This window comes from Streptococcus macedonicus ACA-DC 198 (genome assembly GCA_000283635.1).
Lineage (GTDB): Bacteria > Bacillota > Bacilli > Lactobacillales > Streptococcaceae > Streptococcus > Streptococcus macedonicus.
The window spans coordinates 608,156-621,427 of sequence record HE613569.1 but is presented as its reverse complement, the minus strand read 5'-3'; the positions used below and the strand labels follow the sequence as shown (position 1 = coordinate 621,427).

The window sequence follows — 13,272 nt, the reverse complement described above, 5'->3', positions numbered from 1 at the left end:
TTATTTCATTTTACGATGCTTATCTGGATCCCAAACAAAGCTTGCAATGTAGCTAAAGAGCAATGTCAACAGAACAACGATAATCGCCACAATTCCAAGAGGAATACGGTAAATGTAAGTTAATGGATTTGGTTTCTTGTTAGTATGATAAGTCGCATTTTCAGCATCCAAACGGTCAAATTCTGTTTGAATACGATTTGCTACTTCTTCAATCCCCTCGTCATTCATGCGTTTGATGTCAGAAATGTCAATTGGGTTACCAAAGTTCATATCCACACGTTCTCCAGTCAAAAGTCCTTTTAATTCCATTGGTCCTGCATAAACGACTGGCATAATCTTAACCTTCGCCATTTTAGCAATAACAGCAATCCCACCTTTGACATCGGTTGAATGACGGCTACCACTTGGGAACATCACAAGTGAACGATTGCTTTTCTTCAACATGTTAATAGGGTATTTGAGGGCTTTTTGCCCTGGATTTTCACGGTCAATCGGAAAGGCACCACACATACGAATCCACCAACCAAAGATACGATTCTTAAACAATTCTTTCTTCGCCATGAAAATAAATTCTTTCGGACGAGCAGCAAATGCCATATAAACTGGATCCCACCAAGTACGGTGCGGAGCAACCAAGATATAGTTCTCATCCTTACTTAAAATTTTGTCCTCATTATGATAGTGAGCATTTCCATTGATAATCCAAAGTAGGAAAACCACTAATCCTCGTAAATAAGTATAAAACACAGGTTTACTCCTTTTTCTTCAATCATTCTTTAACATTGTACCATGCTTGATCCGAAAAATCATTACCTAACTAGTGAGAAAAGCTAAAATTTGCTATAATAAATGTCATGGTTAAATCAATTTTAAAAGCTGGCGAACGTATTGACCAGCTCTTTTCGACAGATGTCAAAATTATTCAAAATAAAGATGTGTTCAGCTATTCTATCGATAGTGTCTTGTTGTCACGTTTTCCAAAAATCCCTTCACGTGGCTTGATTGTTGACCTTTGTTCTGGAAATGGTGCCGTAGGACTTTTTGCCAGCACTCGCACCAAAGCACCGATTATAGAGGTAGAATTGCAAGAACGTTTGGCAAATATGGCAGAGCGTTCAATCCAGCTCAATCAATTAGAAAACCAAGTTCAGATGATTAATGACGATTTGAAAAATCTGCTCAATCACGTGCCACGTTCTGGTGTTGATTTGATTCTGTGTAACCCACCTTATTTCAAGGTTTCAGAAACGTCAAAGAAAAATCTTTCTGAACACTACCTTCTTGCTAGACATGAAATTGCTACCAATTTAGAAGAAATTTGTGAGGTAGCCAGACACGCGCTCAAATCAAACGGACGACTAGCTATGGTACATCGACCAGACCGTTTCTTAGACATCATTGACACCATGAGACAATACAATCTAGCGCCAAAACGTATCCAATTTGTTTATCCTAAAATGGGCAAAGATGCTAATATGCTTTTGATTGAAGCGATTAAAGACGGCTCTACTGACGGGCTAAAAATTCTCCCACCACTCTTTGTTCACAAAGAAAACGGTGACTATACGGACGATATTTTTGAAATTTATTATGGAAAAAACAGAAGAAAAAACTAAAAAAGCTTATATGTATGTTGTAGAATGTGCTGACGGCACACTCTACACAGGCTACACAACCAATGTCGAAAAGCGTATCAAAACGCATAATAGCGGCAAAGGTGCAAAGTACACTAGAAGCCGCCTACCAGTCAAACTCATCTACCAAGAAAGCTTTGACAGCAAAGAAGCCGCCATGTCCGCCGAAACCTACTTCAAACAAAAAACACGACAACAAAAACTGGAATATATAGAGGAACACCAATAGAAACCCAAAACGCACCCTATCATCACAGAGTGCGTTTTATGTTTATCTTTCACCTTTGTTACGGATAACAAATCCTGTTTTCTTTTCACTTGATGTGCGATATGGGTCTTTGTTATCTTTGTTTTGGAAATCACGTTTGTTCTTAGATGACGTGCGTTTGAAATCACGATAGCCGTTATTGTCTCGGTCATCACGTTTTCTGTCTGAACGCCCACCACGGCGATTATCACGACCACGACCATTACCACGACCAGCTTTGCGATTATTAAAGCCACCACCTGATGGTTTAAATGGTAATGGTTTTTCACGCGCAATTTCCACTTTTGGAAGTGTATCTGGGTCTTTTACGGTCAAGTTCAAGATGTACAATGCCAATTCTTCTGGCGTAAATTCTGCTGCCAATTTAACAGCATCACCTTTAAATTTGTCAAAGTTTGCACGAATCGCTTCATCTGCAAAATCACGTTCAATTTTCTTAAGCGCAACTTTTTTCTTCGCTTTAAAGGCTTCATCAGCAGTCGCTGGTTTCAACCCTTTCATGCGTTTTTTCGTCAAATTTTCAATAATTGACAAATATCCCATTTCGTTTGGTGTTACGAAAGTGATTGATTGACCATGTTTCCCAGCACGTCCAGTACGTCCAATACGGTGAACATAGCTTTCTGGGTCTTGTGGAATATCGTAATTATAAACGTGTGTGACCCCTGAAATATCAAGACCACGCGCTGCAACGTCAGTCGCAACCAAGATATCAATATTGTCATTCTTGAAATCACGAAGAACACGGAGACGTTTACCTTGGTCAAGGTCACCGTGAATACCTTCGGCACGATAGCCACGTAATTTCAATCCACGTGTCAATTCATCCACACGACGTTTTGTACGCCCAAAGACAATTGACAATTCAGGTGGGTCAACGTCCATAAGACGTGTCATTGTATCAAATTTATCTTGTTCTTTAACGCGAATATAGTATTGGTCAATAAGATCAGTAGTCAATTCTTTAGCAGCAACTTTAACATGTTCAGGGTTTTTCATAAATTTCACCCCAATACGTTTAATAGCTTCTGGCATAGTTGCTGAGAAAAGAAGGGTTTGACGTGTTTCAGGAACACGGCTGATAATCGCTTCAATATCTTCTAAGAATCCCATGTTAAGCATTTCATCTGCTTCATCAAGGATTAATGTTTCAACATGGTCAAGTTTCAAAGCTTTACGTTTAATCAAATCAAGCAAACGCCCTGGTGTTCCCACTACAATGTGAGCTCCTGAACGAAGTGCCTTAATTTGTTTCTCAATGCTTGACCCACCGTAAACGGAACGGACTTTCACACCTTTTTCACGACCAAAGCGGAACAATTCTTCTTGTCCTTGAACAGCTAATTCACGTGTTGGTGCGATAACCAAGGCTTGAACAAGATTACGATTTGTATCAATTTTGTCCAAAGTTGGCAAGCCAAAGGCTGCTGTTTTCCCTGTTCCGGTTTGCGCTTGTCCGATAACATCCTTACCTTCCAAAGCCAAAGGAATCGTTAATTCTTGGATTGGAGATGGCTCAACAAAGCCTGCTTTTTCTACAGCAGCAAGGATATTTTCCGATAAGTTAAGTTCTGTAAATTTCAAATTTTTCTCTTTTCTAAAAGGCAGTGCGAAGCTGCCTTATTAAACTTTAATTTCGTTGTTTAACAACTTATCTATTTTAACACATTCCAAGTTAAAAAGATAGGAAACAGGTTCATTTATCAAAATAACACGTTTTCATAACTCTTATTGTTAGAATTTTCTGTAAAAGACTATTTTTATTAGTCATTTAAGTTTTTTTTAAGGTTTCTCCGGTAAAATGTAGATATCCTAAAACTTTTCTTTTTCATAATCTCAAAAAGATAGCCCTGTTTCGTCAGGGCTGTTTTTGTTTTAACTCCTAAAAAGGTTTGAGCGCGCAAGTTCAGACCTTTAGTTATTTTTATCTTGGCATGAAGAGCAACAAAAGAAGTTGAGAAAATGCTCAACTTCTTTTGTTTTTATTACATTTTTTCTTCTAGTTCAACATCTGGGTATTTATCCGCAAACCAGCGAAGCGCAAAGTCATTTTCAAAAAGGAAAACAGGTTGGTCAAAGCGGTCTTTAGCCAAGATATTTCGACTTGATGACATGCGTTCATCAAGGTCTTCTGGTTTAATCCAACGAACAGTCTTTTTACCCATTGGTGTCATCACAACTTCGGCATTGTATTCATTTTCCATACGGTGTTTGAACACTTCAAACTGCAATTGACCAACAGCACCAAGCATATATTCGCCAGTTTGATAATTTTTATAAAGTTGGATAGCCCCTTCTTGCACCAATTGTTCAATCCCTTTGTGGAATGATTTTTGTTTCATAACGTTTTTAGCAGCTACTTTCATGAACAACTCTGGCGTGAAGGTTGGTAGCGGTTCAAATTCAAATTTATTTTTACCGACTGTCAACGTATCCCCAACTTGGTATGTTCCTGTATCGTAAACCCCTATAATATCACCTGCAACGGCATTTTCAACATTCTCACGTGATTCTGCCATGAATTGTGTCACGTTTGACAATTTCACTGATTTTTTCGTACGTGCTAAATTCACGCTCATGCCACGTTCAAATTCACCTGAAACGATACGCACAAAGGCAATGCGGTCACGGTGACGAGGGTCCATGTTAGCTTGAATTTTGAAAACAAATCCTGAAAAATCTTTATCGTAAGGGTCGATTTCATTACCTTCTGTTGTTTTGTGTCCATGAGGTTCTGGTGCAAATTGTAAGAAAGTATCTAGGAAAGTTTGCACCCCAAAGTTTGTAAGGGCAGAACCGAAGAATACTGGTGTTAAATCACCAGACAAGACAGCTTCTTTCGAAAATTCATTTCCTGCTTCTTCTAACAACTCAACATCTTCCAAAACTTGTTGGTAGAATGGGTTGTTAGCAAATAATTTGTCACCATCTTCAAGCGCTGCAAAACGTTCATCACCCTTGTAAAGTTCCAAACGTTTGTTGTACAAATCGTAAAGCCCTTCAAATGATTTTCCCATCCCAATTGGCCAATTCATTGGATAACTTGCAATACCAAGCACTTCTTCCAATTCTTCCAAAAGGTCAAGTGGTTCACGACCATCACGGTCAAGCTTGTTGATAAAAGTAAATACTGGAATATTACGGTGTTTAACAACTTCAAACAGTTTTTTCGTTTGTGCTTCGATACCTTTGGCAGAATCGACAACCATAACCGCAGCATCCACCGCCATAAGAGTACGGTAAGTATCTTCAGAGAAGTCCTCGTGCCCTGGTGTATCAAGGATATTGACACGTTTTCCAGCATAATCAAATTGCATCACTGATGAAGTAACGGAGATACCACGTTGCTTTTCAATATCCATCCAGTCAGATTTAGCAAAGTTCCCTGTCTTTTTCCCTTTTACGGTACCAGCTTCACGGATTTCTCCACCAAAATAAAGTAATTGTTCTGTAATTGTCGTTTTACCAGCATCTGGGTGACTGATGATGGCAAACGTACGACGTTTTTTAATGTCATCTTGAATTGTCATTTTATTTCCTTATTAATCTTAATTATCTTCTTTATATAAATGTATCACCTAATCTTTAGTGACTACATTGGTCCACTCCTTTTCTGCCATACAAAAAATAGAGTCATGGGACTCATAACTCTATTATTATAACGAAAAGTGGGCTCTATTTCAATATTTCCCCACGGTGTTCTCCTCAGAAACTGCAAAATAATTGATTAAGAGAATATTACACATACAAAGACTGCCACCATAGTGCTCCATGATATTGATAAAGAAAGTTATCAAAAAGAGCATCGTATGGAATAATGTCAGTTTTTTCCCTCTCAACTGTACAATGAGAAAAATTGGATACAGTAGAAATAGAAAAATTCCCTGACGTAACAATGAATCAATATAAAAACTATCATCGTACATCGAATGCCCATTTATTTCGGTAAAAGTTGGAATATTTCGTGGCAACCAATCAACACCAAAATGCTGCAAATACATATGTCCAATATTCAATCTTCCTGAAAACCAATGATTCAATGTTGCATAGATGGTACTATCACCATTGTAGAAGTATGGAAGCCCTAGCCCCAAACCAAACATCACAATCACCAGTGGAATAATCACAGAACCAGAAACCTGATACTTTAGTAATAATGGTTTCAAAAAATAGCAAAGAATGATGACCCCAGCAATTAAAAATGTTGTCCTTGAGTCGGTAATCGCAAAAATCAACAAGGAAACAAGCAACATGACCAGTCCTGCTCTAGCTTTATGGCTCTTTCTAACCAAAGAAAAGTCAAACAACAAACCAACCAGATACATTCCCAAAGAATTTGGGTGCATAAAACCATAAGAATGCCTAATCAAATCTTTGTCAGCTCGATACATGGTCATATCAGAAATAATATGACTATTGTAAGCAAAGAGCACTAAGATTGCTACAATCAGCTTAAAGTAGAAAATTGCTGTCATCAACCGCTCATCGTCTTTATCAACACTCGCTGATAATAAAAACAATGTAACCATGGACAAATCATCAACGTTTGTTTCCAGATAATTAGACATTGGCAATAAAATCAAGAAAGCTAGTGCAAAAATCCCTGCTAAAATCTTCTCTATTGATCAACCTGAACGCCAAAAACTCCACAAATACATGGCAAATCCGCCAATAATGGCAAGACTTGACATCAATAAGAAAAACGGTAGAGGAAACGGATAACGTTTTAAGAACCAAGCTAGAAATAGCAAACAAAACTCAAGAAAATACAAGACTCGATAAAGAAACCTTGCAAATGACTCTTCAGTCCTAAATACTTCCTTTAACCTTAACATCTCCACAGTAATCTATTTCTCCAATACTTCAACAACTTTAGCTAACTGCATTGAGTTGCTACCTTTCAACAAGATTTGGTCAGCTGGTTGCAATACTTTTTGGACAGTTTCAAGCATGGCATCAAATTGATCCTCGTCAGCTGTTTTCTTGAAATAATAAACTTTTCCAATTGGGAACATTTGACTAGCAAGTTGTGCCAACTCGGCAATGTCTTCCCCATAGAAAATGAGTGTATCTAATGTTTCGGGTGACAAGCTCATAATCATGCGTTTATGAAGCTCAACAGATTGCTCACCCAATTCTTTCATGTCAGCAAGTACAGCGATTTTTTTACCGCCCTCATTAGCAGGAATTTTTGAAAATGTCTCTAAAATCAAGCGCATTGCCGTTGGATTAGCATTGTAAACATCTGACAAAATATCAGCACCATTGGCTGCTTTTTTCCATTCCGTACGATTGCGCGTTAATTCGATTGTCTCAAGAGCCTCGACAATATCGTCATCAGAAATGGCTAATAATTTACCAACATAAGCTGCCACCATGGCATTAGTCGCATTGTATTTTCCAGGCACAGGTAGGGTAATTGGACTGTCAATCACATTTGTCGTAAAGGTCAACGATTCCTTATTTTCTTGCAAATCTTTCACAAAAATTTCTGCGCCGTCACCAAAACGAATAACCATTTGGCTTTCAGGTAAATAAGGATCAACAATTGTGTCAGCTGGCGCAATCAAAATGCCATCTGAATCCATGCCATCAACAATTTGCATTTTACCTTCTGCGATTTTCTCACGACTACCGAAAAATTCCAAATGAGCTTCACCAATCAAAGTCACCACACCGATATGTGGTTTTGCAAGTTCTGACAACAGATGAATGTCACCCATATGATCTTGCCCCATTTCAAGGACAATTTTCTCCGTATCATCTGGCATATGAAGTGCTGTATATGGCAAACCAATTTCGTTATTGTAGTTGCCTTGTGTTTTATAAGTCTTGTATTCTGTTGATAAAACCGCAGCAATCATATCTTTGGTTGTCGTTTTACCATTTGACCCTGTCACAGCAATAACATCAACACGCTGTTTCTCAAGATAATAGCTAGCTAGCGCTTGAAAAGCCTCTAGACAATCATCAACCCAAATGTATGGATGACCAGCTACTTCACGCTCTGAAAAAGTTGCAACAGCACCATTTTCAAAGGCAGTTTCAATAAAATCATGCCCATCACGCGCACCTTTTAATGGTAAAAATAAATCCCCTTTTTCAATCTTACGACTGTCAAATTCAATTTGTCGCAGGGGAACGTCATCAAACTCCGAAATAGTATTTTTAGCGCCAACAACCTTGGCGACTTCATGCAATGTTAATTTCATATTGAATCCTTCATTAAAAATCTAGTGTTAATGCTTTTTATTATACCACATTTTAGCAATCATGTAGGAATTTTTATGGTACAATGTAATTGCAAAGCTTGTTTTGCTCAGAGTAGATGATTCGCGTTAAGTGTGTGTGAATGGGATGTTGTCACACAACGAAGCAATTTGCGCGGTGAATCATTGCATCCGCTGTTAAATTTTTTTAACAGCTCCAGTTTTATGTTTTAAAAGGAGCAGAAAATGAATTTATTTTTCAAAACACCCAAACTCACCCTTAAGCGTTTGGTTAGCCTAGCTATGCTAATCGCGCTCGCTTTCATCGTTGGAAAATTTTCAATTCCCGTCATTCCACAACAATTAGTTATCAGTTTGACGTTCATTGTCAACACGATTATCGGAATGATTGGCGGTCCTATTTGGGGCTTTATCAGCCTAGGTATTCTTGATGTGGTTGATACCTTATCATCAAGTAGCGCTGGTAATTTCATCATTTGGTGGACACTTATGGAAGCAATTCAGGGCTTTTTCTATGGTCTTTTCTTTTATGGTAAGCCACTAAGCTGGTCAAGCAAAAAAGACTGGCTACACGTAACCATGGCAACTGTGGTTATTATGCTAATTGGTACCTTTATCCTCACACCACTTCTGATTCAGATATACTTTGGTGTGCCATTCTGGGCACAATATCTGGCAGGACGTTGGTTAAAAATCTTTGAAATTCCACTACGAATCATTATTACCATGCTTGTCATTCCGAGGTTACAAAAGATACCCGAATTACGCAAGCTTGCAAATCTATAACTAAAAAAGCCTCAGAGAGTTATCCCATCTCTGAGGTTATTCATATCTAAAAAGCACCCCAATTGTTAGATTTGTTGTCTAACTTTTGGAGTACAACTTCTTTTTTAAATCAAATGGCTTTCGCGTTTTTCAAACATTTCTTTAGCTAATTCAACCAATTTTTCAATCAAATCAGAATAAGCAAGTCCCATGTTTTCCCAAAGAAGTGGATACATTGACCATTGTGTGAAACCTGGCATTGTATTCAATTCGTTAAGGTAAACATGACCATCTTCTGTCAAGAAGAAATCACAACGTGACAAACCACATCCACCGATAGCACGGAAAGCTGTTGTTGCATAGCCACGCATTTCTTCCATAATACTGCTATCGATATGCGCTGGAATATCCATAGTAATTTTATTGTCGATATATTTAGCATCGTAATCATAGAAAGCAACGTCTTTAACAACTTCACCAGGTAATGTTGTTTGCACGTCAGCATTTCCCAAAATCCCAACTTCGATTTCACGCGCATTGACACCAGTTTCGATAAGAATACGGCTATCGTATTTAAGGGCGAGGTCAATAGCTGAGCGTAGCTCCTCTTCATCATCAGCTTTTGAAATTCCTACTGAAGACCCCATGTTGGCTGGTTTAACAAAGACTGGGTAAGTCAATTTTTCATTTACTTCAGCAACCGCTTTTTCAAGGTCAGCCCCTTCAACATAAGTCACGTAAGCAACAAGTGGTACACCTGCAGACTCAAGAACGTGTTTTGTTGAAATTTTATCCATGGCAACACTCGATGACAAGATGTTAGTTCCAACGTAAGGCATTTTAAGAATTTCAAGGAAGCCTTGGATTGAACCGTCTTCTCCCATTGGTCCATGAAGAACAGGGAAAACAATTGCTCCTTCTTCATAAATATCACTTGGTTTAATTTTTTGACTTTCAACAACAGTATCGTTAGTCATTAATTTTTCATCATCGACTGGTTTGCTTGAAAATTCTTGTGTCTTAATAAAATCCCCAGATTGTGTGATGAAGTAAGTTTTCACAAAGAATTTGTCATAATTAATCGCACGCATGACACTCTCAGCTGATAAAACAGATACTTCACGCTCCGCAGAACGTCCACCATAAAGTAAAACAAGCGTTTCTTTTGCCATAAACTTTAATTACCTGAACAAAAAAAGATACCAAGTTAAGGTCACTTAATACTTTTTTCAACAAGTCGAGCATGAACCGAAAACAGCTCCAAACCCAACTCAAGTTCAATTCCTTTTCTATTACAATTTCCTACCTATCATACCACAAAAGAAGCTTCCTTTCAAACAAGTTTAAACATCAGATGATAGAAAAAGTGACAAGCAAAAAAGCAGCTTCACGCTGCTTTTCTTACATCCTACAATTCTGTTCGGTTTTCTATGGCACGAAGTAGGGTGACTTCGTCGGCGTATTCGATGTCTGAGCCAACAGCCAGTCCACGTGCTAAACGTGTTACCTTGATTCCTGCTGGTTTTAGGACACGTGAGATATACATAGATGTTGCTTCACCGTCTGCGGTTGCATTGGTTGCAATAATCACTTCGTTAACCTCACTATCCATTAAACGTGTAATTAATGATTTCAAATTAATATCATCTGGTCCGACACCATTCATTGGTGAAATCAAGCCATGCAAGACATGGTACAAGCCATGATACTCTTGAATTTTTTCCATGGCAGATACGTCTTTTGAATCTTCAACCACTAAAATAACGGAATGATCACGAGTTTCATCTGTACAGATATTACAAGGGTCTTCATCTGTTAAATTCCCACAAACAGAACAATAAGTCAATTCACGCTTAGCTGCCAATAAATTTTTGGCGAATTCATTCACATCTTCATCTGACATTCCAATCGTGTAGAAAGCCAAACGTGTTGCTGTTTTTATACCAATTCCTGGTAATTTTGTAAAACTATCAATCAGCTTTGCGATAGGTGTTGGATAAAGCATTGTCATTCTCCTTTAACAAAGTGACGAGCCGACTACTTTCTCGGCCGACTCGCTTTCATTATCAATTATTGATTAACATAAGTTGACATGTACAAATTAATAATATCACGTGCAATGTATTGGTTGGTATGATTTTCTGAACTTGTCAAATGCGGAATGATAACTGCAACAGCAATATTTGAATCATCACTTGTTGAATAGTCATAGGCAAGGACACTCAAGTTAACTGTTGTTACAGCATTACCGTTAGCGTCAACAGCATAAGTTTCGGCTGTACCTGTTTTACCAGCGACAGTGACTGTTGAACTCTTCATGTAAGTACCTGTTGCATAACCACTACTACTATTTACCACTTGATAGAACCCTTGTTGCAAAAGATCCATATCATCGTCTGAAATGTTGATTTCATTAAGCACATTTGTTTCAATCGTTTTAGCTAAAGTTCCAATGTCATCTGTGCCATCATTGTCATAGATACTATCAACCAAATGTGGTGCAATACGTTTACCACCATTAGCAACTGTCGCCGCATATTGTGCCAACTGCATTGGTGTGTATGAGTCATACTGACCAAATGCTTCGGTTAGGACATTGCCAGCAGAATAGTCATCTGAAATGTAACCAGTAGTATTTTCTGGAAGATCAATTCCTGTGTTTGTTCCCATTCCGTATTCGGCATAGGCAGCACGCAATTCTTTCATGGCTTCTTTCATACCTGTGGTTGCTAGAGACATGCCTGAGTAGTATTCTTGTCCCATCATTTTAAGAGCAACTTGTACCATGTAGGTATTTGATGAGTATTCAAGCGCTTGAACAGCTGTGATGTTTGTTGATCCCCTACCTGTAAACCATGATGTAATCGCTGAAGAACCAGCAATATTAATGGATTGGTCAGCGATAACTTGGTTTCCTGAAATGGCACCTGATTCCCAACCAGCTGTCAATGTTGCTGCTTTCACGACTGACCCTGGAACAAAAATATCATTAATAGTACCAAGGGCATCAAGAGTAGTTGTTGACGAACCTGTTTCATGAGAGAGTCCAGCCATTGCTAAAATGGCACCTGTCTGCGGATTCAAGGCAACTGCATAAGCTCCTTCTGAATAGGTTGCATAACCGTCAGCAATATCAGCACTGTAATACTGATTTAAAATACTTTCAACTCCTGCTTGGAAATCTGAATTGACCGTTAATTTCAGATTTTGCCCTGCTTTTCCTTCGCTTGTCACTTCATCTGAAACCACATTGCCATTTTTATCAGTTGTGATTTTACGAACGGTGTGTGTTCCTTGAAGGTATTCTTCATATTCTTTTTCAAGATAAGACGTTCCGACACGGTCGTTCAAAGAATAACCTTTTGCCAAGTAATCATCTGCCTCTTCTGCTGGCAGACCAGAATCTTTCGATGAAACCGTACCAATAATTGAAGCAAGGGAACTTGTTGGCGTTTCACGATCCCAGTCAGTTGCAATTGAAATTCCTGACAATTTAGACTGATTAGCCGTGATATAAGCAATTTGTTCTTCCGTTAAGTCGCCAGTCGTCAAATTAACTGTATTAAATGTTGAAGCAGCATTCATTTGACTAAAAATATAAACCAATTTTAGTTCATCTTCAGAGTAATTGATTTCATCATCGGTTACCGCATTAATCGCATTTGCGTAAATTTCTGATTCGGTCAAATTGTTACCGTAACTATCATATTTTTCATCATCAGGCAAACTCTTGACTACCGCTGCATAAGTATCTGAATCCGCCAAATAATAATCTTTTTTCTGACGTGTCGTAACATCTGTCTTTGTAAGAGTCACTAGAGTTGACAATTTCGCTGCCAATTCTTTCATCTCTTCAGCTGTAATCGTATTGCTACGAGTAAAAGCAACTACTTTCTTGACAGTATTAGAAACTAATAAATTACCCGCAGCATCGTAAATTTCCCCACGAGGGTTTGACGTCGTTACCGTATAAGTTGTTGACGAATTTAATTTCTCATCATAAAACGATTTATTCAAAATTTGCATCTGAGCCAATCTCAAAATGATAATTAAAAAAAGGACAACGATAATTGAAAAAATCAAATAAATACGTTTCGTCATACTAGTCGGCTTTTTAACAATTTTGAACTTACGTACTTTTTTTTCAGTTGTTTCGGTTGTTTTGCTTGTCTTAGTTATTTTTTTGGCAAATTTTAATTTGCTCAGTCTCTTCTTAAATGACATTCTTTCCTCACAATTAAAAGCTCTGAATTATATTTTATCACAATTTGCTTAAAAGATAGTGACACAACTTGTAAAATTTTGACCTTTTTTATTTTGAAAACTTCTCCCACCACAAAGCCCTTGAAAATAAAGAAAAAGATGAACCTTGGTT

Annotated in this window: 11 protein-coding genes and 1 riboswitch; of the genes, 3 read left to right on the top strand and 8 right to left on the bottom strand. The window is 38.0% G+C overall.

Annotated features, from left to right (window positions below):
- Complete coding sequence (locus SMA_RS03295; protein ID WP_014294206.1) at nucleotides 1–747, bottom strand: lysophospholipid acyltransferase family protein; 747 nt, start codon at nucleotides 745–747, stop codon at nucleotides 1–3.
- A gap of 107 nt (nucleotides 748–854) precedes the next feature.
- On the opposite strand from SMA_RS03295, the gene SMA_RS03290 reads away from it, so the two are divergent.
- Both SMA_RS03290 and SMA_RS03285 read left to right on the top strand, forming a co-directional pair.
- Entirely contained in the window at nucleotides 855–1,616 is a 762-nt protein-coding gene (locus SMA_RS03290) for a tRNA1(Val) (adenine(37)-N6)-methyltransferase (RefSeq protein ID WP_014294205.1), read from the top strand.
- The gene (locus SMA_RS03285; protein WP_014294204.1) at nucleotides 1,591–1,863 is read left to right on the top strand and encodes a GIY-YIG nuclease family protein; all 273 of its coding nucleotides are present in this window, start codon (nucleotides 1,591–1,593) and stop codon (nucleotides 1,861–1,863) included. The genes SMA_RS03290 and SMA_RS03285 overlap by 26 nt, the downstream gene beginning before the upstream one ends.
- Before the next feature lie 42 nt (nucleotides 1,864–1,905).
- On the opposite strand, the gene cshA is transcribed toward SMA_RS03285, so the two are convergent.
- The 4 genes from cshA to SMA_RS03265 all read right to left on the bottom strand — a co-directional run bounded on the left by cshA (nucleotide 1,906) and on the right by SMA_RS03265 (nucleotide 8,114).
- Nucleotides 1,906–3,486 (bottom strand): degradosome RNA helicase CshA, encoded by a 1,581-nt coding sequence (gene cshA / locus SMA_RS03280; RefSeq protein WP_014294203.1) that lies wholly within the window; start codon nucleotides 3,484–3,486, stop codon nucleotides 1,906–1,908.
- 401 nt (nucleotides 3,487–3,887) lie between these two features.
- Nucleotides 3,888–5,432: a peptide chain release factor 3 gene (locus tag SMA_RS03275; protein ID WP_014294202.1), complete on the bottom strand. Its 1,545-nt coding sequence runs from the start codon at nucleotides 5,430–5,432 to the stop codon at nucleotides 3,888–3,890.
- A 150-nt stretch (nucleotides 5,433–5,582) separates the two neighbouring features.
- Entirely contained in the window at nucleotides 5,583–6,470 is an 888-nt protein-coding gene (locus tag SMA_RS03270) for an O-antigen ligase family protein (RefSeq protein ID WP_265643919.1), read from the bottom strand.
- Between the two features lie 279 nt (nucleotides 6,471–6,749).
- The gene (locus tag SMA_RS03265; protein ID WP_014294201.1) at nucleotides 6,750–8,114 is read right to left on the bottom strand and encodes a UDP-N-acetylmuramoyl-tripeptide--D-alanyl-D-alanine ligase; all 1,365 of its coding nucleotides are present in this window, start codon (nucleotides 8,112–8,114) and stop codon (nucleotides 6,750–6,752) included.
- 106 nt (nucleotides 8,115–8,220) lie between these two features.
- A riboswitch (THF riboswitch) is annotated at nucleotides 8,221–8,311 on the top strand.
- A 46-nt stretch (nucleotides 8,312–8,357) separates the two neighbouring features.
- Between SMA_RS03265 and SMA_RS03260 the strand changes: the two genes are divergently transcribed.
- Nucleotides 8,358–8,918: a folate family ECF transporter S component gene (locus SMA_RS03260; protein WP_014294200.1), complete on the top strand. Its 561-nt coding sequence runs from the start codon at nucleotides 8,358–8,360 to the stop codon at nucleotides 8,916–8,918.
- Between the two features lie 104 nt (nucleotides 8,919–9,022).
- On the opposite strand, the gene SMA_RS03255 is transcribed toward SMA_RS03260, so the two are convergent.
- The 3 genes from SMA_RS03255 to pbp2b form a co-directional block, all read right to left on the bottom strand.
- Nucleotides 9,023–10,069, bottom strand: a complete 1,047-nt coding sequence (locus SMA_RS03255; RefSeq protein ID WP_014294199.1) for a D-alanine--D-alanine ligase — start codon at nucleotides 10,067–10,069, stop codon at nucleotides 9,023–9,025.
- A 236-nt stretch (nucleotides 10,070–10,305) separates the two neighbouring features.
- The gene (gene recR / locus SMA_RS03250) at nucleotides 10,306–10,902 is read right to left on the bottom strand and encodes a recombination mediator RecR (RefSeq protein ID WP_013642852.1); all 597 of its coding nucleotides are present in this window, start codon (nucleotides 10,900–10,902) and stop codon (nucleotides 10,306–10,308) included.
- 65 nt (nucleotides 10,903–10,967) lie between these two features.
- A complete protein-coding gene (pbp2b, locus tag SMA_RS03245) occupies nucleotides 10,968–13,121 on the bottom strand; it encodes a penicillin-binding protein PBP2B (RefSeq protein ID WP_014294198.1) in 2,154 nt (717 codons plus the stop codon).
- Nucleotides 13,122–13,272 lie beyond the last annotated feature (151 nt).

Coding starts and splice junctions, on each gene's coding strand:
- SMA_RS03290 (WP_014294205.1), top strand. CDS start 855: ATGGTTAAATCAATTTTAAAAGCTGGCGAACGTATTGACCAGCTCTTT.
- SMA_RS03285 (WP_014294204.1), top strand. CDS start 1,591: ATGGAAAAAACAGAAGAAAAAACTAAAAAAGCTTATATGTATGTTGTA.
- SMA_RS03275 (WP_014294202.1), bottom strand. CDS start 5,432: ATGACAATTCAAGATGACATTAAAAAACGTCGTACGTTTGCCATCATC.
- SMA_RS03270 (WP_265643919.1), bottom strand. CDS start 6,470: ATGTCTAATTATCTGGAAACAAACGTTGATGATTTGTCCATGGTTACA.
- SMA_RS03265 (WP_014294201.1), bottom strand. CDS start 8,114: ATGAAATTAACATTGCATGAAGTCGCCAAGGTTGTTGGCGCTAAAAAT.
- SMA_RS03260 (WP_014294200.1), top strand. CDS start 8,358: ATGAATTTATTTTTCAAAACACCCAAACTCACCCTTAAGCGTTTGGTT.
- SMA_RS03255 (WP_014294199.1), bottom strand. CDS start 10,069: ATGGCAAAAGAAACGCTTGTTTTACTTTATGGTGGACGTTCTGCGGAG.
- recR (WP_013642852.1), bottom strand. CDS start 10,902: ATGCTTTATCCAACACCTATCGCAAAGCTGATTGATAGTTTTACAAAA.
- pbp2b (WP_014294198.1), bottom strand. CDS start 13,121: ATGTCATTTAAGAAGAGACTGAGCAAATTAAAATTTGCCAAAAAAATA.